This window comes from Arthrobacter phoenicis, from assembly GCF_047238215.1.
Lineage (GTDB): Bacteria > Actinomycetota > Actinomycetes > Actinomycetales > Micrococcaceae > Arthrobacter.
In genome coordinates this window covers 2858347-2878886 of sequence record NZ_JBDFMK010000001.1, presented here as the reverse complement: position 1 = coordinate 2878886, position 20540 = coordinate 2858347, and the positions used below count along the sequence as shown (strand labels likewise).

The 20540-nt window shown below is 70.4% G+C and carries 18 protein-coding genes and 2 tRNA genes; 8 read left to right on the top strand and 12 right to left on the bottom strand.

Going from position 1 to position 20540, the window contains the following annotated elements:
* Positions 1–154: 154 nt before the first annotated feature.
* Complete coding sequence (gene mnmA, locus ABC337_RS13555) at positions 155–1279, bottom strand: tRNA 2-thiouridine(34) synthase MnmA (RefSeq protein ID WP_412883522.1); 1125 nt, start codon at positions 1277–1279, stop codon at positions 155–157.
* A gap of 143 nt (positions 1280–1422) precedes the next feature.
* Positions 1423–2649, bottom strand: a complete 1227-nt coding sequence (locus ABC337_RS13550; RefSeq protein ID WP_412883523.1) for a cysteine desulfurase family protein — start codon at positions 2647–2649, stop codon at positions 1423–1425.
* A gap of 111 nt (positions 2650–2760) precedes the next feature.
* Between ABC337_RS13550 and ABC337_RS13545 the strand changes: the two genes are divergently transcribed.
* Complete coding sequence (locus tag ABC337_RS13545; RefSeq protein WP_412883524.1) at positions 2761–3771, top strand: DMT family transporter; 1011 nt, start codon at positions 2761–2763, stop codon at positions 3769–3771.
* On the opposite strand, the gene ABC337_RS13540 is transcribed toward ABC337_RS13545, so the two are convergent.
* Both ABC337_RS13540 and ABC337_RS13535 read right to left on the bottom strand, forming a co-directional pair.
* Complete coding sequence (locus ABC337_RS13540) at positions 3678–4364, bottom strand: hypothetical protein (protein ID WP_412883525.1); 687 nt, start codon at positions 4362–4364, stop codon at positions 3678–3680. The two genes, ABC337_RS13545 and ABC337_RS13540, sit on opposite strands and share 94 nt — an antisense overlap.
* Positions 4365–4371: 7 nt before the next feature.
* On the bottom strand, positions 4372–5316 hold the full coding sequence (locus ABC337_RS13535) for a diacylglycerol/lipid kinase family protein (RefSeq protein ID WP_412883526.1): 945 nt from the start codon (positions 5314–5316) through the stop codon (positions 4372–4374).
* 126 nt (positions 5317–5442) lie between these two features.
* Here ABC337_RS13535 and ABC337_RS13530 point away from each other — a divergent pair, with 126 nt between their 5' ends.
* The 4 genes from ABC337_RS13530 to ABC337_RS13515 all read left to right on the top strand — a co-directional run bounded on the left by ABC337_RS13530 (position 5443) and on the right by ABC337_RS13515 (position 8643).
* Positions 5443–6414, top strand: a complete 972-nt coding sequence (locus ABC337_RS13530) for a J domain-containing protein (protein WP_412883527.1) — start codon at positions 5443–5445, stop codon at positions 6412–6414.
* A gap of 29 nt (positions 6415–6443) precedes the next feature.
* Complete coding sequence (locus tag ABC337_RS13525) at positions 6444–6911, top strand: tRNA (cytidine(34)-2'-O)-methyltransferase (RefSeq protein ID WP_412883528.1); 468 nt, start codon at positions 6444–6446, stop codon at positions 6909–6911.
* A gap of 207 nt (positions 6912–7118) precedes the next feature.
* Positions 7119–7721, top strand: coding sequence for a sigma-70 family RNA polymerase sigma factor (locus tag ABC337_RS13520; RefSeq protein ID WP_412883529.1), 603 nt, complete (start codon positions 7119–7121; stop codon positions 7719–7721).
* Between the two features lies 1 nt (position 7722).
* Entirely contained in the window at positions 7723–8643 is a 921-nt protein-coding gene (locus tag ABC337_RS13515; RefSeq protein ID WP_412883530.1) for an anti-sigma factor, read from the top strand.
* A gap of 94 nt (positions 8644–8737) precedes the next feature.
* On the opposite strand, the gene ABC337_RS13510 is transcribed toward ABC337_RS13515, so the two are convergent.
* From ABC337_RS13510 to ABC337_RS13485, 6 genes are all read right to left on the bottom strand, one after another.
* Complete coding sequence (locus tag ABC337_RS13510; RefSeq protein ID WP_412883531.1) at positions 8738–10147, bottom strand: GntT/GntP/DsdX family permease; 1410 nt, start codon at positions 10145–10147, stop codon at positions 8738–8740.
* Between the two features lie 35 nt (positions 10148–10182).
* The gene (locus ABC337_RS13505; protein ID WP_290255708.1) at positions 10183–10716 is read right to left on the bottom strand and encodes a gluconokinase; all 534 of its coding nucleotides are present in this window, start codon (positions 10714–10716) and stop codon (positions 10183–10185) included.
* Positions 10717–10786: 70 nt separating this feature from the next.
* The gene (locus tag ABC337_RS13500; protein ID WP_412883532.1) at positions 10787–11566 is read right to left on the bottom strand and encodes a PIG-L deacetylase family protein; all 780 of its coding nucleotides are present in this window, start codon (positions 11564–11566) and stop codon (positions 10787–10789) included.
* Positions 11567–11570: 4 nt separating this feature from the next.
* Positions 11571–12521, bottom strand: a complete 951-nt coding sequence (locus tag ABC337_RS13495) for an electron transfer flavoprotein subunit alpha/FixB family protein (protein WP_412883533.1) — start codon at positions 12519–12521, stop codon at positions 11571–11573.
* Between the two features lie 11 nt (positions 12522–12532).
* On the bottom strand, positions 12533–13333 hold the full coding sequence (locus tag ABC337_RS13490; RefSeq protein WP_412883534.1) for an electron transfer flavoprotein subunit beta/FixA family protein: 801 nt from the start codon (positions 13331–13333) through the stop codon (positions 12533–12535).
* Between the two features lie 239 nt (positions 13334–13572).
* Entirely contained in the window at positions 13573–15180 is a 1608-nt protein-coding gene (locus ABC337_RS13485; RefSeq protein ID WP_412883535.1) for a S1C family serine protease, read from the bottom strand.
* Between the two features lie 263 nt (positions 15181–15443).
* Here ABC337_RS13485 and ABC337_RS13480 point away from each other — a divergent pair, with 263 nt between their 5' ends.
* From ABC337_RS13480 to ABC337_RS13470, 3 genes are all read left to right on the top strand, one after another.
* Positions 15444–17498 (top strand): TPM domain-containing protein, encoded by a 2055-nt coding sequence (locus tag ABC337_RS13480; protein ID WP_412883536.1) that lies wholly within the window; start codon positions 15444–15446, stop codon positions 17496–17498.
* Between the two features lie 123 nt (positions 17499–17621).
* On the top strand, positions 17622–18410 hold the full coding sequence (locus ABC337_RS13475) for a PspA/IM30 family protein (protein ID WP_290255714.1): 789 nt from the start codon (positions 17622–17624) through the stop codon (positions 18408–18410).
* A gap of 179 nt (positions 18411–18589) precedes the next feature.
* A complete protein-coding gene (locus tag ABC337_RS13470) occupies positions 18590–20014 on the top strand; it encodes a cryptochrome/photolyase family protein (RefSeq protein WP_412883537.1) in 1425 nt (474 codons plus the stop codon).
* A 144-nt stretch (positions 20015–20158) separates the two neighbouring features.
* On the opposite strand, the gene ABC337_RS13465 is transcribed toward ABC337_RS13470, so the two are convergent.
* A tRNA-Met gene (locus tag ABC337_RS13465) sits at positions 20159–20232 on the bottom strand.
* A 191-nt stretch (positions 20233–20423) separates the two neighbouring features.
* Positions 20424–20497, bottom strand: a tRNA-Met gene (locus tag ABC337_RS13460).
* Positions 20498–20540 lie beyond the last annotated feature (43 nt).

Here is a 20540-nt window from a genome sequence, read left to right as displayed (position 1 = left end):
CACGGTCCTGATTTTCTGATTCAACCAGAACACCGCAGGGTGTACCGCTAAATCTTGTGAGTTGAGACACAAAATTTACACCACGCGGGGCATCTCATCGTTTCCTTCAGGTTTCGGGCCGGTTTCCGGCCCTCCGGAAGGAAGGCAGCAGCGGCTAGAGGGCCGCCCTCTGCAGGGAGCGGGCGGCGTCGATCGTCGCCTGCCCGAGGACCCGGCTGCCCTGGTAGAGCACCACGGTCTGGCCCGGGGCGACGCCGCGCAGCGGCTCGGCCAGCGTGACCACCAGCTCGCCGGAACCGGCGTCGTGCTCCATGCGGGCCGACGCGGGTACGGGTTCGCCGTGGGCGCGGACCTGGGCGTGGCAGTCGAAGTCGGCGCCGATGGCGATCTCGGCGATCGGCAGGCCGGCCCAGGAAACCTTGATGCCGCGGATCTCGTCGATGGCCAGCAGCGCCTCGGGGCCCACCACCACCTTGTTCTCCTTCGGGCGGATCTCCAGGACGAAGCGGGGCTTGCCGTCGGCGGCGGGCGTGCCGAGCTTGAGGCCTCGCCGCTGGCCGACGGTGAAGGCGTTCGCTCCGGGGTGTTCGCCCACCTTGGCGCCGATTTCGTCCACGATGTCGCCGCCGGTCATCTCGATCTTCTCGGCGAGCCAGCCGGCGGTGTCGCCGTCGGGGATGAAGCAGATGTCGTGGCTGTCGGGCTTGTTCGCCACGGACAAGCCGCGGCGTTCGGCCTCGGCGCGGACCTCCGCTTTGGAGGGGGTGTCCGCGAGCGGGAACATCGAGTGCTTGAGCTGTTCGTGGGTGAGCACGCCCAGGACGTAGCTCTGGTCCTTGGCCCAGTCCGCGGCACGGTGCAGTTCGGGGTTGCCGTCGGCGTCGGTGATGACCTTGGCGTAGTGGCCGGTGCAGACGGCGTCGAAGCCCAGGGCGATCGCCTTCTCCAGCAGCGCGGCGAACTTGATCCGCTCGTTGCAGCGCATGCACGGGTTGGGCGTGCGGCCGGCGGCGTATTCGTCTATGAAGTCCTGGACCACGTCCTCCTTGAACCGTTCGGAGAAGTCCCAGACGTAGTACGGGATGCCGAGCACATCGCAGGCCCGCCACGCGTCGCGGGAGTCCTCGATGGTGCAGCAGCCGCGGCTGCCGGTGCGCAGCGTTCCCGGCATGCGGGAGAGCGCCAGGTGGACCCCGACGACGTCGTGTCCGGCTTCGACGGCGCGGGCTGCTGCGACGGCCGAATCGACGCCGCCGCTCATGGCTGCAAGAACTCGCATACTGGCTTTCTCTGGGGAGTGGGAGGAGGGCGCCGGAATAACACACCGCCCAGCCACGATTCTACCGCCGCGCCGGATGCTGCCCCAAAAACCGCCCCGGACCGACGTCGGCGGTGTACCAGCCGGCGGCGCCGTCGGGAGGCCTAGCCCGAAGCGTTGCGCCGGGCCAGGGTGCCCGCGGTCTGGATGCTGGATTCGTGCCCGGCCATGCCGGCCTGCCGGGCCCGGGCGTACGCGCCGGGCAGGGCGGCCAGCAGCGCGTCGACGTCGGCGTCGGTGGAGGCGTGGCCCAGGCTGAAGCGCTGGGCGCCGCGGGCGGTGTCCTCGTCCAGCCCCATGGCCAGCAGCACATGGGAGGGGCGCGGGACCCCGGCGGTGCAGGCGGAGCCGGTGGAGGACTCCACCCCGGCGAGGTCGAGGAGGAACAGCAGCGAGTCGCCCTCGCAGCCGGGGAAAGTGAAGTGGGCATTGCCGGGCAGCCGGCCCTCCCCCGGGGCGCCGCGCAGCACCGCCTCCGGCACGACGGCGCGGACGCCGTCGATGAGCCGGTCACGGAGCGCCGCGATCCGGGCGGTCTCCTCCCCGAACCGGGCCGTGGCCGCCTCCGCGGCGGCGGCGAAGGCCGCAATGGAGGCGGTGTCCAGCGTGCCGGAGCGCACGTCCCGCTCCTGCCCGCCGCCGTGCTGGACCGGGGTGAGGGTGACGGCGCGGCCCAGGACCAGGGCCCCGACGCCCACCGGGCCGCCGATCTTGTGGCCGGAGATGGACATGGCGTCCAGGCCGCTGGCGCGGAAGTCCACCGGCAGGGATCCGAAGGCCTGCACGGCGTCCGAGTGGACGGGCACGCCGGCGCCGTGGGCCAGCCGCACGGCCTCGGCCACGGGCTGGATGCTGCCGACCTCGTTGTTGGCCCACATCAGCGTGAGCAGGGCGATCGATTCCGGGTCCCGTTCCAGTTCGGCCGTGAGCGCGGCCAGGTCCAGCACGCCGTCGGAGTCCACGGGCAGCCAGGCCACCTCTGCGCCCTCGTGCCGTTCCAGCCACTCGACGGTGTCCAGCACGGCGTGGTGTTCAACCGTGGAGCACAGGATCCGGGTGCGGCGGGAATCCTGGGCGCGGCGGGCCCAGTAAAGACCCTTGACGGCCAGGTTGTCCGCCTCGGTGCCGCCGGAGGTGAAGATGATCTCGGAGGGGTGCGCCCCCGCAGCGGCGGCGAGCGCCTCGCGGGCATCCTCGACGGCGCGGCGGGCCCGGCGGCCGGAGCCGTGCAGCGATGAGGGGTTGCCGGTGCGGGCAAGCTCCCTGGTCAGGGCGGCGAGCGCCTCCGCGGCGAGCGGGGTGGTGGCGGCGTGGTCGAGATAGGCAGGCACCCTCCAATTCTATCGGCGGCGCCCGGCACGCCGGCGGGGGCCGAAGAAGGGTTGCGGAACGACGTCGAAACGGTTGCCAATCCGGTCCCCGCGCTGGTGTACATTCAAGCGGTGAAAGCGCCCCTGTACCTGGTCCTGGCTACCTTGTTCTGGTCCGGCAACTTCGTCGTCGGGCAGGCCGCCGTGGCGTCCATGTCGCCGCTGGACCTGACCTTCTGGCGCTGGACCCTGGCCGCCCTGCCGCTGCTGGCCCTGGCCCACTTCGTGGAGAAGCCGGACTGGCGCGCGGTGTTGCGCCGCTGGCCGGTGCTGCTGCTGCTCAGCGCGTTGGGGATGAGCGGCTACACCCTGCTGCTGTACGGGGCATTGGGCTTCACCTCCGCGGTGAACGCCTCCCTCATCACCGCGGCGAACCCGGCCCTGATCGTGGTGCTGGCGGTGCTGTTCCTGGGCGAGCGCACCACCCGGCTGGGCTGGCTGGGCATCGGCCTGGGACTGCTGGGGGTGCTCCTGGTCCTGACCCAGGGCCAACTGGAGCGGATCCTGAGCCTGTCCATCAACACCGGTGAGCTGCTGATGATCGGCGCGATCGTGGTCTGGGGCTGCTACACGATCATCGCCCGCCGGCTGGCGTTGCCGCCGATCGCCGCCACGGCGGTGCAGGTGGCCATGGCCTCCGTGACTCTGGCCCCGCTGGCGCTGGCCTTCCACGCCCGGCTGCCGGACACCCCTGCGGAGGCCTGGTCGCTGGCCTACATCGCCGTGTTCCCCTCGCTCGGCGCCTACCTGTTCTGGAACCTGGCCCTGCGGACCACTCCGCCCGGGACGGCCGGGAACTACCTGAACCTGATGGTGGTGTTCACCGCCGCGATCACCGTAACGCTGGGCACGCCGCTGACGGTGGTGCAGATCGTCGGCGGGATCCTGGTCATCGCCGGAGTCCTGCTGACCGGGTTGCGGGGCCAGCCCCGGGCCCTGCCGCTCACAGCGGCCCCGGCTACGGCGTCTTCGGCGTCGTCCCCGGCGCGTCAGGATGACGGCGGCAGCACGGCCAGGCGGGCGGCGACGTCGGCGCGGGCCGCGGCCAGCGAGCCCCGGTCCGGGCACGCCACGGACACGTAGACGGACGAGCCTGCCTTCGCGAACATCCGGGCGTAACTGACCGCTGCCCGCGTGCCGGTCGCGCCGCCGTAGTACACCAGAACCTCCACCCGCGGGCCGGGCTTGTCCGCGTCCCCGCCCCACCGGAGGGTGTCGGTGGCGAGGTAGCCGGGCAGGATGCTGGGGTCCAGGTAGTGGAACAGCGCCTCGGTGGAGGCCTTGTCGTTCCCGGGAACAGACAGCGGCCCCTGGTTGGTGCTGACCCGGGCCGCCACCTGGCAGCCGTCGGCCTTCTTATAGATGCTGGCCCCGGCGGTGCCTTGGCCCGCGGCGGACCAGCCGGGGGCGTCCTTGAGCCCGTCCGAGAGTTGGACGGGGACCCCGGCGGCGAGGCTCTCCCCCGCACTGAACGGCAGGTCGCGGGCGGCGACGGCGTCCGCGTCGTGGCCCGGGGTGACGGTAGGGGTGGCGGGGGCCGGCACGCCGGTGGAGGTGGCGGGCGCCGGGACGGCCGGGTCGGGGACGCCGACGCTGCACCCGGACACGGCCAGCAGCAGGACGCCCAGTAAGGACAGGGCCGCAGCCGGGGCGCGGCGGAACGAGCGGGCGGGCATCGGACTCCTAGGCCAGCACCCGGAGGGCCCCGGGCACCACGTCGATGGTCAGGGGCAGCGGTCCCAGCCGCTCGCCGTCCGCGTAGGCGACGACGCCGTCGGCCTCGAGCACCACCCGGCGCACCCGGCGCAGTTCCACGGCGGGGTGGCCGACGTGCCGGCCGGTGAAGACCTTGGGAAAGACCGCCAGGAGCGCGGCACGGGAGAGCGGGTGCACCACGAACAGGTCCAAAAGACCGTCCTCCAGGCTCGCCTCCGGCGCGATCGCCATGCCGCCGCCCATGGAGCGGCCGTTGGCGACCGAGACCAGCATGGCGCCCTGCCGGCGGCGCTCGCCGTCGATGGTCAGGGTGTAGTCGATGGCGGTGAATCCGGCCAGCTCGCGGAGCATGGCCAGGTTGTAGCGGGACTGGCCCCGCGGCCAGCGCCAGGCGTTGGCGCGTTCGTTGACGGCGGCGTCGAAGCCCGCGGAGAGGACGCCGGCGAACCAGTGCGTCCGGCCGGCGGAGACCGCTCGGCCTGCGTCGATCCGCCGGCCGCCGGAGCCGAGGGCCGCGAGGACGCGCTCCACCGCGGCCGGGATGTCGTGCCGGGGCAACTCCAGCATCCGGGCCAGGTCGTTGCCCGTGCCGGTGGGGATGATGCCGAGCGGGGTCCCGGCGGCAGTCCCTGCGGCGGCTGCGGGGGCGCCGCCCTCGGTCCCGGCGACGGCGGGCACGGCGGCGAGCGCGTTGACGCCCAGGTGGACCATCCCGTCGCCGCCGACCACCACCAGCGCGTCCACTCCGCCGGCGACGGCGTCGGCCACCCGCGCCGCGAGGGCGGCGTAGCTCTCCTCGCAGAGAAGCTCCACCTCCGCGCCGGCAGCCCGGAAACACTCCACCGCTGCCCCGCCGGCGTGCCGGCCGCGGCCGAACGAGGCGCGGGGGTTGACGGCGAGGGCGATCTTCATGGCCTGAATTATGCCAGCCGCCGGGGAACCTTCCACGGCTCCGCGCTCGTTGTTCCCCTCAAGCCGGTTAAACTGGCGACGCCGGAGCCGCCGGCGGGAAGTCCCCTCGAGGCAAAGGAACGGTGCGTGACGCAGGGCAGCAGTTCGCATTACCAGGTTCTTCGGATTCCGGTCACGGCGACGGAGAAGGACATCAAGGTGGCGTACCGGAAGGCCGCACGCACCGCCCACCCGGACCACGGCGGGGACCCGGCCACCTTCCGCCGCGTCACCCTGGCCTACGAGACCCTCATCGACGCCCGCCGCCGGGCCGACTACGACCGTTCCTACGGGAGCGGGACCTCGGCCGCCAGCAGAATTCCGCCGGAGGACGAGGGCGCGCACTTCGACGCCCCGGCCGCCGGCAGCCGCGCCTCGGCCCACGTGCGCCGGCCCAACACACCCCGCAGCACCGCCGCCGACGCCCCGGTGTACGTCCCCTCCTTCGAGGAGCTTGCGGCGGCCGGCGAGGTGCCGCTGATCCCGGCGTCGACGGCGCGCCAGCAGGTCCACGGGATGCCCCGCCGCCGGGGCATCTTCGGTGCCGAGGCCCGGATCCAGCGCGAACTGCGCACGGTGCAACTGCTCTCCCGCCAGGTCCTCCCCGGCATCCCGGGCGCCCGGCTGATCAACGGGCTGCAGTCCCCGGCGGACAACAGCCACATCGACCACGTGCTGCTCTCCGGCTACCGGATGGCCATCATCGGGTCCATGCTGCTGCCGCCGGGCGCGTACGCCTGGGACGGTCGCACCCTAAACCACGGCGGCCGCTCGGTCGCGCCGCCGCAACTGGCCCACGTGGTCCGGCGGATGCAGGACATCTTCCCCGAACTCAACGTCACCGGCTGGACCGTGGTGCACAGCACCGACGGCAATCTGCACGAGCCGGTGATCGACCGGCCTGGACGCCGGCGGGGCGGGGAGGACGCCCTTGAGACCGTCCAGGTGGTCAACGCCGCCGGCCTGGCCCGGGGACTGAAACAGTTCCTCGGCTCAGGTCCGGCCCCGAACACGGTCCTAGTGCCGGTCCTGGCCCGGCTGCTGCGCGGAATGCACTAGCGGCCGGGGCCGCTGGCTAGGATGGGACCGTGTTCCGCATCCTCTTCGACAGCCCCGAAATTCCGGGTAATACCGGCAACGCCATCCGCCTCGCGGCCATCACCGGGGCGCAGCTGCACCTGGTGGAGCCGCTGGGCTTCGACTTCTCCGACGCCAAGCTCCGCCGCGCGGGCCTGGACTACCACGACCTCGCCGTCGTGACCGTGCACCCGGACCTGGCCACGGCGTGGGAGGCCCTCCAACCGGAACGGGTCTTCGCCTTCACCTCCGACGGCGACACCTCCTACACGGACATCGCCTACCGCCCCGGGGACGTGCTGATGTTCGGCAGGGAATCCGTGGGCCTCTCCGAGGAGGCCAAGCACGACCCGCACGTCACCGCCCGGGTCCGCCTCCCCATGCTGCCGGCGCTTCGTTCGCTGAACCTGGCCAATGCCGCCTCGATCGCCGTCTACGAGGCGTGGCGGCAGAATGGTTTCGCCGGCGCCAATCTCTGAACGGCCCCGTTTAAGTCCCTCCCATCCAACTCCGGCGCGGCGCCGAATCCTTCATGGACACCACATACGCCAGCCAAGGAAAGGAGCGAGGAGCGGCCCGTGAGCACACTCCAGGTACACAGGTCCGGCGGACCGCACCGAACGGGGCACCCCCTGCGGGCCCGGCCTGACCTCCGCGCGGGCGGCGGCGGCCTATGCTTGAAGGTGATGGAAACTCCGAACGCCCCGAACCGCGAGGCCGCTCCCCCGTCGAGCCCCGCCGATGTGAACCACCGGCTCGGTGTGCTGCTCGAACAGATCGCCGGCGGCAGCCAGACAGCCTTTGCCGAGTTCTATGAGCTCACCTCCCGCCGTGTCTTCGGCATGGCCCGCAGGGTCCTGATCGATCCCGAGCTCAGCGAGGACACCACGCAGGAGGTCTTCCTCCAGGTCTGGCAGAACGCGGCCAAGTTCGACTCCGCCGCCGGCAGCCCGCTGGCCTGGCTGATGACCATCTCGCACCGGCGCGCCGTGGACAAGGTCCGCTCGACCCAGTCCGCCAGCGACCGGGAGGCCCGCTACGGTGCCAGCAGCCAGGACATCGACCACGATTCGGTGTCCGACGAGGTCGGCAGCCGGCTCGAGGCCGAGGCGGTGGTCCGCTGCCTGGAAACGCTGACGGACACCCAGCAGGAATCCGTGAAGCTAGCGTACTACGGTGGCCTGACCTACCGTGAGGTGGCAGAGAAACTGAACGCCGCCGTGCCCACCATCAAGTCCCGCATCCGCGACGGCCTGATCCGACTGAAGAACTGCCTGGGGGTGAGTTGAGATGAACGACATTAATCCGCTGAACGGCGGGCGACCCGCCGGCGGTTTCTCCGCCGACATCGCCACCGATCTCGCCTCCGGCCGCGCCGTGGACTTAGCCGAGGTGTACGCGCTGCACGCCCTCGACGACGGCGAACGCGACGCCGTCGACCGCTACGTGTCCTCCGCCCCCGCCGCCGAGCGGGCCGAGTTCGAGGAGCGCGTCCGTCAGGCCCGGGAGACTCTGGCCATGAGCTTCACCGCCGAGGAGGAACCCCCCGCCGGGCTCTTCGACAAGATCTCCGCCGCGCTGCCCGCCGCCACTTCGGCGTCGACCCCTGCGACCCCGGAGTCAGGGACCCTGGAGTCCGGTGCACCCGTCGTTGCCCTCCCCGGTGCCACCGCCCCGGTGGTCGCCCGGCCCGTCCGGGACGCCGCCCAGGCGTCCGGCACCGATGACCTCGCCGCGGCCCGGCAGCGCCGGGAGCAGCGCCGCCGCCCGCAGGGCATGCGTACCTGGCTGATCGGTGTCGCAGCGGCGGCCGCCGTCGCCGTCGGCGGGGTGGGCGTTGGGGCCTACATCGCCAACCAGAACGACCCGATGGCCCAGGTGCTGCAGGCCGGTGACGTGAAGAAGGAAACCATCGACGTCATCGGCGGCGGCACGGCGTCGCTGACGCTGTCCTCCTCGAAGGACGCCGTAGTGGTCAAGATGAACGGCGTGCCCGCTCCCCCGTCCGGCAAGGTCTACCAGATGTGGCTGATCCCCAAGGACGGGTCGGCCCCGATATCCAAGGGCCTGATGGACGCCGAGGCGCTGTCCAAGCCCGCCGTGGTCACCGGCATCGGCTCGGCCGCGGCGCTGGGCATCACGGTGGAACCGGTGGGCGGGTCCAAGACACCCACCATGCCCACGGTGGCGGCGGCCTCGCTGGGCGCCTAAGCCGCCCGCGCGGACATACCTCGACAACGACAAAAGCCGCGCCGGCCCCGGAATTCCGGGACCGGCGCGGCTTTGTCGTATCAGTCGAACGGCGCTAAATCACCAGCGACAGCAGCATCACGAAGCCGAAGCCCACCACGGAGATCAGCGTCTCCATCACGGACCATGTCTTGAAGGTCTGCCCCACGCTGAGGCCGAACAGTTCCTTGACCAGCCAGAAGCCGGCGTCGTTGACGTGCGAGAGGAACAGCGAGCCGGCACCGATCGCCAGGGCCAGCAGGGCCGCGTGGGTGGGGGTCAGCGAACTGGCCAGCGGACCCACGATGCCGGCCGCGGTCACCGTGGCCACGGTTGCCGAGCCGGTGGCGAGGCGCAGCGCTACGGCCACGATGAAGCCCAGAACCAGGACGGACATGTTGGCGCCCTCGGCCCACTTCTTGACCGCGTCGCCGACGCCGGCGCCGATCAGGGTCTGCTTGAAGCCGCCGCCGGCGCCCACGATCAGCAGGATCGCAGCAATCGGGCCAAGGCTCGCGCCGATCTTGGTGGTGATCTTGTTGCCGGTGAAGCCGACGGCGTAGCCGAAGGTCACGATGGCCAGCAGTACCGCCAGGGTCATTGCCACGAGCGGCTGGCCGACGAAGTCAAAGAAGACCCGTGCCGCGGGGGCGGTCTTGGGATCCGGCCAGACGATGTCCACGACGGCCTTGAGCAGCATCAGGACCACCGGGAAGATGATGGTCAGCAGGGTCACCAAGAAGCTGGGCTGGCGCTTGACGCCCTCCAGGTCGGCCCCGTTACGGGTGTCGATGCCGCCGGCAACCTCGGGGGCACCCACCGGCACCCAGCGGGCAGCGAGCCGGGCAAACAGCGGCCCGCAGATGATAACGGTGGGGACGGCCACAAGCAGGCCCAGGGCCAGGGTGGTGCCTAGTTCGGCCTTGACGGCGCTGATCGCGATCAGGGGTCCGGGGTGCGGCGGCACCAGGCCGTGCAGCACGGACAGGCCCGCCAGGGCGGGGATGGCGATGCGCATCAGCGGCATCTTGGACCGCTGGGTGACCAGGACAATCACGGGCAGCAGCAGCACCAGGCCGATTTCAAAGAACATCGGCAGGCCGATGATGACGGCCACCAGGGTGATGGACCAGACCACGCGGTTGCCGGTGGCCTTGGCCAGCAGCGTGTCCACCACGCGGTTGGCTCCGCCGGAGTCGGCCAGCAGCTTGCCGAGCATGGCGCCGAGGGCGATCAGCAGGCCGACTTCCTTGAGGACGCCCCCAACGCCGTCCTCGAAGTTGCTGATGATCTTGGCCAGTTCGACGCCGGAGGCCAGGCCCACGAACGCGGAGCCGAGGACCAGGGCCAGGAACGGGTGGAGCTTGAATTTGGCGATCAGGACGACGATCAGCGCGATGCCCACGGCGGCGACCACCAGGAGTTGGGTGTCGTGGCCGGACCAGGCCTCGACGGCAGCGGGAAGCTGCAGGGCAAGTGTTTTCACAGGGTATTCCTAAAGGGAGGGGGTGGCCTGAAAGGTCAGAGCGCGGCGGTGCCGGCGGCCTCGAGGTGGAGCCGGTCGATGATTTCCTGGGCCTCTTCGGCGGGCGTCGCGCCGACCGAGAGGGTGATGGCGTTCTCGTCCGCGGCGGGCTTTTCCAGCGCGTCGAACTGGGAGTCCAGCAGCGCCGGCGGCATGAAGTGTCCGTGCCGGGAGGCGAGCCGGTCCGAGATGCGGTCCTTGCTGCCCTCGAGGAAGACGAAGGTGACGCCCTCCCCGCGGAGCACGTCGCGGTACCGTTTCTTCAGGGCCGAGCAGGTCACGACGCCGGGCCGGCCGGAGTCGGTGTGGTCCCGGATCCATTCCGCGATGCGTTCGAGCCAGGGCCACCGGTCCTCATCGGTCAGTGGCTGGCCCGAGTGCATCTTGGCGACGTTGGACTCCGGGTGCAGGTCATCGCCCTCGGCCAGATCCCAGCCGAGGCGTCCGGCCAGCAGGCCCGCGACGGTGGATTTACCGGATCCGGAGACGCCCATGATGACAAGGACGGGGTGCTGCGCAGTCTTCGCCATTAAAGTCTGCCTTCCATAAATATGATTTAAACATGGTCAGCATATGGCAGTGGGGGCGGGCAAACAAACACTAGAACCCGGCGATGGTCTCCGGCCCGTTGACCGCCACGACGTGGAACGCCTCGGCGCTGCGGCCGGCCGGCAGTCCGCCGCGCTGCGCGGTGGACTGCAGAAGCCCCCGGACCGTGCGGTCCATGGCGTCGACGTCGGGGTGCTGACTGACGTGGACGTGTATGGCGGCGAGCTTCTGCTCCACCTGGCCGGTGACATCGACGAAGTGGTTCTCGCGCTCCTCCGGACCGGCGATGAACCACAGCCAGGGCAGCTTATAGGCCTCCAGGCCGGCTGCGGCCAGCTCCGGGTAGGCAAACGGGTTCTCCACGGCCGGGTAGACCGCCCGGGTGACGGCCTCCCCCACGGCCAGGTGGTCCGGGTGGCTCTTCTGGATCCGGGCCCAGTTCCGTTCCGGGTGCATGGCGAGCACGACGTCGGGCCGGATCGTGCGGATCAGCCGGACCACGTCCCGGATCACCTCGTGGGTGGGCTCGAGGTAGCCGTCGCGCTGGTGCAGGTAGTGGATGTCGGTGACCCCGACGAGGCCGGCGGCCCGCTGCTGCTCCTCGATCCGTTGCCGCACGATTTCCTCGCGCGCGTCCGGGTCGAAGCCGCCGGCGTCGCCGTCAGTCATGATGCAGTAGCTGACCTCTACCCCGGCCGCGGTCCAGGCCGCGATGGTGCCGGCGGCGCCGAAGTCGATGTCGTCCGGGTGCGCAGTGAAACAAAGCACCCGCCCGATCCGGTGCTGTGCCGGGTCGAACGGGCTTTGTGCCGATGTGGCGGTGGTATTCAAATGCCTAGCCCTTGCGTTTGTTGATCTCTTCGGTGGCCTGCGGCAGGACCTGGAACAGGTCTCCGACGATGCCGAAGTCGGCGATCTCGAACACCGGCGATTCGGCGTCCTTGTTCACCGCCACGATCACCTGGGCGGTCTGCATGCCGGCTTTTTGCTGGATGGCGCCGGAGATCCCGGCGGAGATGTAGAGCTGCGGGGAGACGGTCTTGCCGGTCTGCCCGATCTGGGCGTCGTGGCCGATCCAGCCTGCATCCGTGGCGGCGCGGGAGGCACCGACGGCCCCGCCCAGGGCGTCCGCGAGCTCCTCGAGCGGGCCGAAGTTCCCCTCGACGCCGCGGCCGCCGGCCACGACCACCCGGGCCTCGGTCAGGTCGGGACGGCCGCTGGCGGCCTTGGCGCTGCGGGAGACCACCCGGGCCGCGGCGCCGGCGTCGGCCGGTACCTCGACGGTGGCGGTCTGCGGCGCGGTGGCTTCGGCGGCGGGTTCGGCGGTGATGCTGTTGGCTTTGACGGTCAGCAGCGCCACGGCGGTGGTGGCGCGGGCCGCGGTGGTGTAGGACCCGGCGAGGACCGGCTTGTGGGCGGTGCCGTCCGGATCGACGGCGACGACGTCGGTGATGACCCCGGCCTCAAGCTTGATCCCGGCGCGGGCGGCGATCTCGCGGCTTTCGGCGGTGTTGTCCAGCACCACGGTGGTGGCACCGCTCTCCCGGACGGCTGCGGCCAGGAAGGCGGCCTTCGGAGCGACGAGGTAGTCCTCCAGGTCCGCAGCGGAGGGCCGGTAAAGGGCGTGGACGCCGTAGTCGCCGAGCGTGGCGGCGGCGCCGTCGTGCAGTTCGCCGGTGACGGCGGCGGAGGCCTCGCCCAGGCTCCGGGCGAGGGTGAGCAGTTCCAGGCTGGACTTCTTCAGCGCCTCGCCCGGGTTGTCAATGAAAACCAGTACGTGTGCCATGGATGATCCCCTTAGAGCAGCTTCTGGGCGGCGAGGAAGTCGACCAGCCGGATACCGGCGTCGCCCTCGTCGGTGATGATGGTCCCGGCGGTACGGGGCGGGCGGGCCTCGGCGGTCTCAACGGCGGTCCACGAGCCGGCGCGTCCCACCTGTGCCGGGTCGACGCCGATGTCCGCGAGCGACAGGGTGGTGATGGTCTTTTTCTTCGCCGCCATGATGCCCTTGAAGTTCGGGTAGCGGGGGTCGTTGATCTGGTCCGTGACCGAGACGACGGCGGGAAGGTCCGCCTCGACGGTGAGCGCGGAGGTGTCCCCCTCGCGGCGGGCGGTGAGGGTGCCGCCCTCGATCTCCAGGCTGGCCGCGAACGTGACCTGCGGCAGTCCCAGCCGTTCGGCCAGCTGCGCGGGGACCAGCGAGGTCTCCCCGTCGGTGGAGGCCATGCCGGTGATGACGAGGTCCGCGGGCGCGTCGGCGCCGAGGTGGCGGACGGCGGCGGCGAGGGCCAGGGAAGTGGCGGCCGCGTCGGAGCCGGCGAGGGCGTCGTCGGAGAGGTGCACGCCCTCGGAAGCGCCGATCTGGAGGGATTTCTTGATGGCGTTGACGGCCCCCGCGGGTCCCATGCTGAGCGCGATGACCTTGTTCCCGGCGGCCTCGCCGCCGCGGGCCTCGATCAGCTGCAGGGCCGCCTCGAGGGCGTACTCATCCAGCTCCGAGAGGATGCTTTCGGACCGGTCCAGGGTGTTGTCCGGACCGCTGAGGTGGCGGTCGAACTGGGCGTCCGGTACGTGCTTGACCAGCACAATGATCTTCAAGGGTTCTTCCACTGTGTCTACAGCAGCCTTCCGTGCGGGGGCAGCCAGCCGGGTGGGTGGTGGCCTGGGAGCGGTTCCCGGCGCGGCCGGGTCTTCCTAGCTAACCATATAGCGGCGGCCACCTCCGGCCGGGGTTAAGCCGGATGTCAGGAAGGGGCCGCCCGGTACCTTGCGGTTCCGGGCGGCCCCTTCCAGGTGACGGACCCGGCCGTCGCTGCGGCCGGATTTTTCGATGGTGTCTACTGGTCGGCTGCGGCGCCCAGGGTGACGTCCACCTGCTTCTCCTGACCGCCGCGGAGGACGGTGACCTTGACGGTGGCGCCGGCGGCCTGTTCGCGAACGGCTGCGGTGAGCTGGTTGGGGTCGCTGATGACCAGGTCCTGGAACTTGGTCACGACGTCGCCGACCTTGATGCCGGCCTTGTCCGCGGCGGAACCCGGCTCCACCGTGGCGACGTCCGCGCCCACCGAGAAGCCGGAGGCGGAGGAGCCGGAGGGCTTGGCCTTGACGCTGACGCCCAGCTGGCCGTGGCTGGCCTTGCCGTTGCTGATGATCTCCTGGGCCACGCGCTTGGCGTTGTTGATCGGGATGCTGAACCCGACGCCGATGTTGCCGTTGCTGCTGCCGCTGCTGGAGTCACCACCGGCCGAGGCGATGGCCACGTTGACGCCGATGATCTCACCCTTGCTGTTGACCAGGGCGCCGCCGGAGTTACCCGGGTTGATGGCCGCGTCCGTCTGGATCACGTTGATCGAGATGCTGCCCTGGTTGCTGGTGCTGGGCGCCTGGCCACCGCCGGGAGGGGCGAACTGAAAGCCCTGGTCACCACCCTGGGAGTTGTCCGCGCCGTCCTTGGGGGCGGCGGAGGACGCGACGCTGATGGTGCGGTTCAGGGTGGAGACGATGCCGTCCGTCACGGTTCCGGTCAGGCCCAGCGGGGAGCCGATCGCGACGGCGGTGTCGCCGACGTTCAGCTTGCTGGAGTCGCCCAGGCTGGCCGGGACCAGGCCGCTGGCGTTGTCCACCTTGATCACGGCGAGGTCCGAGAGCGGATCCGTGCCGACGATCTTCGCGCTGTAGACCTTGCCGTCGTTGAGGCGGACCTCGACGGCGGCCTTGGCGGTCTTGCCGTCCAGGGTGACGACGTGCGTGTTGGTGAGGATGTGGCCCTCGCCGTCGAGGATGATGCCGGAACCGGTGCCGCCCTCGGAGCCGCTGGTGGCCTTGATGGTCACCACACTGGGCGACGCCTTCTGCGCCGCGGCGGTGATGGCGTTGACGTCGTCCTTGTTATTGACGATCACCGTGCCCGGCTGGGTGCTGCTGCCAGTGGAGGAGACCTGCCGGCCGCCGATCAAGGCGCTGCTGCCGGCCACGACGCCGCCGCCCACCAGGCCGGCCGCCAGCATGCTGGCGATCAGCACCGGGACGCCGAAGGCGGCCTTGCGCCGCGGGGCGTTGTTCGGGTGGTTGAACGAGGAACCGGGAGCGTGCTGGCCCTGGCCCTGGTGGGTGCCGGGCTGGCCGTTCCAGCCGGCAAAGTGGCCCTGCTGGTTCTGGTGCTGGCCGTGCTGGTGCTCCCCATAGGGGCCCGACGGCTGTCCCGGAGCGCCGAACTGCTGCGTCTGCGGGGACGGGTTCTGGGCCGACGGGTTCTGGCCGTAGGCCGGCTGGTGCTGCGGGTAGACCGGTCGCGGGGCGTCCTGGCCCGGCTGGTCAATCCGCATCGTGGGGTTCTCCTGGCCGGAACCCTGCGCCGGTGCGCCGTACCGGTCCGTGCCCTCGCCCGGCTCCCGCTCCGGCTGTGCTGGATCCGGCGAGCCGCCCTGCAGTGGGTTCTCAGTCATGGAACTTCCTTTCATCCGTGTCTGCCATTAACTATGGTCGCTCAGACTGGTACAACTGCGGACATTCGCTGGGAGGTTCCTGAACGCCCCGGCTTTTCGCTGGTGGCATATTCCCGGCGATGGACTGCCCCCGGGGGGCACCATAGAATCAAATGGAATTGCCACAGCGACCTGCGGCTTCACACCTGCGTGGGGGCGCTGCCGCAGTTCTGGGACGACCGGCACGGACCGTGCCGGCCACCGAGGCGCTGAAGGGTTTGCAGATGCGGTCAATGATGAAACGTTTCCTCGCGGGGGTTGGGGTCGCCGGCCTGCTGGTCCTGCCCGCCGCCCCGGCCTTGGCCGAGGACCCGGTCACCATCCCCTCCGGCCAGAACGTCGTGGACGACGCCAACGTGCTGGGAAGCCGCAAGGGTGAGGTCCAGGACGCGGTCCAGAAACTGCTCAAGGACCACAAGTACAACCTGTACGTCGTGACCGTGAAAACCTTCGAAAACCCCACCTCCCCTGAGGGTTGGGCGCAGGCGGTTGCCACGAAGAAGGGCATGGGCCGGGCGGACGTCATCCTCACCATGTCCGACGACGGCAAGTACTACTTCTCGCCGAACTCGGCCAGCGCCATTTACTCCAAGAAGAGCACCATCACCCAGAACGCCATCGCCGCCAACCTCGGCGCCGGCAAGCGTGACTTCGCCCAGGCGGCCATCGATACCGCGGCGGCCGTGGGCGACGCGGCCGGCGGCGGCAGCGGCACCGTGCCCTCCGGCGCGGGAGCCGGCTCCGGCGTGCTCGTGGGCGTCGGCGTCGTCGCGCTCGGTGGCGCGGGAACCTACCTCTACCTGCGGAACCGCCGGAAGAAGGCCGTCACGGCAGGTACCGCCGGGGAAGGGCAGCAGGCCGACCTCGATCCGCTGGCCGGCCTCAGCGTGGACGAGCTGCGCCGCAAGAGCGGCTCACTGCTGATCGAGGCCGACGACGCGATCAAGTCCAGCGAACAGGAACTCGGCTTCGCCCAGGCCCAGTACGGCGACGCCGCCGTCGGCAACTTCACCAAGGCGCTGCAGGACGCCAAGGCGCACATGACCGAATCCTTCAAGCTCCAGCAGCAGCTCGATGACCACATCCCCGACACCGAGGCGCAGCAGCGCTCCTGGTATGGCGAGATCATCCGCCGCTCGGAGGCCGCTCTGGCATCCCTGCAGGAGCAGAAAGCCGACTTCGACTCCCTGCGCGAGCTGGAGAAGAACGCGCCCCAGGCCCTCGCCGCCGTCGGAACCGGCGCCCGCGAGGCCGAGACGAAAATCGCCGCGGCGGACCAGTCCCTCACGGACCTGCGCGCCCGGTACGCGGACAGCGCCCTCACCGCCGTGACGGACAACATCACCCAGGCCAAGGAGCGGCTGGCCTTCGTCCAGAACGCCTCCTCCACGGCGCAGGACAAGCTCGACGCCGGCGACACCAGCATGGCCGCCGTGGCGGTGCGGGCCGCAGAGGAAAGCCTGCACCAGACCAACGTCCTCCTCGGCGCCATCACCAAGGTGGCCGCCAACCTTGACGAGGCCCGCAACGGACTGGAAACCGCCGTCGTGGACACCTCCCAGGACCTCGCACAGGCCCGCGCCATGATCCAGTCCGGCGCACACCCTGAACTCGCCGGGCCCGTGGCCGGGGTCGAGGCGGCCCTGGCCCAAGTCAAGGCCGAAATCCAGGCCGGCAAGATCGATCCGATCGCCACCCTGGAACGGGTCGAAGCCGCCCACCAGAGCCTGGACACCGCCCTGACCGGCATCCGCGACCAGCAGGAACAGACCCGCCGGGCCCAGGCCTCGCTGCAGCAGAGCATCATGTCTGCACAGGCCCAGATCAGCGCCACCTCGGACTACATCACCGCCCGCCGCGGCGGCGTTGGCACCGAGGCGCGGACCCGGCTGGCGGAGGCCCAGCGCAACCTCGACTACGCCCTGTCCATCTCCCGGACGGACGCGGTCACGGCCCTGCAGTACGCCCAGCAGGCCCACGCCCTCGCGGCGCAGGCCGCCCAGCAGGCCCAGGCCGACGTCGACCAGTTCGGCGGCTACGCCAACCAGGGCTACGGCCGGGGCGGCATGTTTGGCGGCGGCGGTGGAGGCGGCGGCCTGGGCGGCGCCATCCTCGGCGGCATCCTGATCAACTCCATCCTGCACGGAGGCGGAGGCGGAGGCGGCTGGGGCGGCGGAGGCGGCGGCTGGGGCGGCGGCGACTCCGGCGGAGGCTGGGGTGGCGGCGGCGACTTCGGTGGCGGCGGCGATTTCGGCGGCGGCGACTCCGGCAGCTTCTGACCATACGGGAGCAGGTTCACAGAGACTAGCGCCGGCGGACCCGGTCCGGCCGGCGGGTAGAGGCAGTACATCCACAGATCACCGATTCCAGTGACTCCACTGGAGAGGACGAGAGGTAGCACCATGGTTAAGCAGTCCATTTTCGGCCGCATGGCACAGCTGGCGAAGGCGAACATCAACTCGCTGCTGGACCAGGCCGAGGATCCGCAGAAGATGCTGGACCAGATGGTCCGCGACTACACCAACAACATCGCCGAGGCGGAGTCCGCCGTCGCCCAGACCATCGGCAACCTGCGGATGCTGCAGGATGACTACAACGAGGACCTCAAGAACGCCCAGGACTGGGGAAACAAGGCCCTCGCCGCCTCCCGCAAGGCCGACGAATACCGGGCCAAGGGCGACTCCGTGGACGCCGAGAAGTTCGACAATCTGGCCAAGGTGGCGCTGCAGCGCCAGATCACCGCGGAGAACGAGGCCAAGTCCGCCGAGCCGAGCATCGCCTCCCAGACCGAGGTGGTGGACAAGCTCAAGCAGGGCCTGGACCAGATGAAGAACAAGCTCAACGAGCTGACCAGCAAGCGCAACGAACTGGTGGCACGCTCCAAGACCGCCGCCGCGCAGAGCCAGGTCCACGACGCGCTCAAGAGCATCGACATCATGGACCCGACCTCCGAGGTGGGCCGCTTCGAGGAGAAGATCCGCCGCGAGGAGGCCAAGGTCCGCGGCCAGCAGGAGCTCGCCGCCTCCAGCCTGGACGCCCAGTTCAACGCCCTCGAGGACCTCGGCGAGCAGACCGAGATCGAGGCCCGGCTGGCCGCGCTGAAGTCCGGCGGCAGCCAGCAGGCGCTCGGCGCCGGCAACGGTTCCCACACGGGCTCAACCGTGGACGAGGCCGACTTCGACAAGCTCTGATAAGGGTCCCCGCCGGCGCGTGACGCGCCGCCGGACGACGACGGCGAAGGCCGGGTTCCGCTGCGGAACCCGGCCTTCGCCGTACCCGGGCTTTCCCGCCCCGTCCCTCCTCCTGGACCTTGTGCCCCGTGCTACCTGCCCTGCGCTTTCTGCGGGGCGGCATCCAGTAGCGTTGAGCCATGTCTTCGACTTTGGTTTGGCTTCGCGACGATCTGCGCCTGGATGACAACCCGGCCCTGGCTGAGGGGGCCGCCGCCGACGGGCCCATGACGGTGGTCTACGTCCTTGACGAGGAGTCCCCCGGCATCCGGCCTTTGGGCGGCGCCACGAAGTGGTGGCTGCACCATTCGCTGGAGTCCCTGGCCGCGGACCTCAAGGAGGCCGGCAACCGGCTGGTGCTGCGCCGCGGCCGCGCGGACCGGATCATCCGCGACCTCGTCAAGGAAACCGGCGCGGCCCGCGTGCTGTGGAACCGCCGCTACGGCGGCCCGGAGCGGGCCGTCGACGCGGGCCTCAAGGACTGGGCCGCCAAGGAGGGCCTCGAGGCCGAGAGCTTCCAGGCCAACCTATTGTTCGAGCCGTGGACCGTCCGGAACGGCTCCGGCGGCCCCTACAAGGTCTTCACCCCGTTCTGGAAGGCCTGCCTGGACTCCCAGGACCCCCGGCAGCCGCTGGACGCCCCGCAGCAGCTCTCTGCCCCCGCCAAGACCGGTGAGCGACAGCTGCCGGCCACCGATACCCTCACAGACTGGGAGCTCCTCCCCCAGCGGCCGGACTGGAGCGAGGGCCTGGCCAAGGAATGGACCCCCGGCGAGGCGGGCGCCCACGAGCGGCTGGAGACCTTCCTGGACGGCCCCGTGACCGAGTACGGGACCGGGCGCGACCGGCCCGGCATCGAGGGCACCAGCAGGCTCTCCCCGCACCTGCGCTTCGGCGAGATCAGCCCGTTCCGGGTCTGGCACGCCCTGCGCGCCCGCTTCCCGCACCACGCCCCCGCCGACGTCGGCGTGTTCCGCTCCGAGATCGGCTGGCGGGAGTTCTGCTGGCAGCTGCTGTACGAGAACCCGCAGCTGGCCACCCGCAACTTCCGGCCCGAGTTCGACGACTTCGCCTGGGAAAAGCCCTCCGCGGCGGACCTCCGGGCCTGGCAGCAGGGCCGGACCGGGTATCCGCTGGTGGACGCCGGCATGCGCCAGCTCTGGCAGACCGGCTGGATGCACAACCGCGTCCGGATGGCGGCCGCCTCGTTCCTGGTGAAGAACCTGCTGGCGGACTGGCGCACCGGCGAGGAATGGTTCTGGGACACCCTGGTGGATGCCGATTCCGCCTCCAACCCCGCCAACTGGCAGTGGGTGGCCGGCTCCGGCGCGGACGCCTCCCCCTATTTCCGGATCTTCAATCCGGTGACGCAGAGCAAGAAGTTCGACGCCGCGGGCCGCTACCTGCGCGCCTACCTCCCGGAGCTGGCTGACCTGGACGATAAGGCCATCCACGAGCCGTGGAAGGCCGCGGACGGCGCCAGGGACTACCCGGAGCCGGTGGTAGGGCTGCCCGAGTCCCGCGCCCGGGCCCTGGACACGTACCAGAAGCTCAAGGACGGCTAAACGAAACCGCCCCGACCTCGGCTCTTGCGCCGGGGCCGGGGCCGGTCAGTCACTGCGCCGCCCGGGACCGCGCACCGAACCAAGGCAGCAGGGGGCGGGAACGCGAAAGACCCGGATCCTCAATGGATCCGGGCCTTTCCTTTGTTGCGGGGACAGGATTTGAACCTGTGACCTCTGGGTTATGAGCCCAGCGAGCTACCGAACTGCTCCACCCCGCGTCGCATGATCAAGCCTACCCTACGTTTGGCCTGGCCCCGACCACCGGCCCCGGCATCCCCTTCTTGATCCCCCTCAGCATCCCCCGCCGAAACCCGGAGTCCCGACCCGCAGTTCCGTACCTGGGCCCGGAACCCGCCACGCCGGTTAAAGCAAGAAGTCCGGAACATTTCTGTTCCGGACTTCTTTCCAGTTGCGGGGACAGGATTTGAACCTGTGACCTCTGGGTTATGAGCCCAGCGAGCTACCGAACTGCTCCACCCCGCGTCGCACCAACAACATTACCTGCCGGTGAACGCGGGGCCAAATC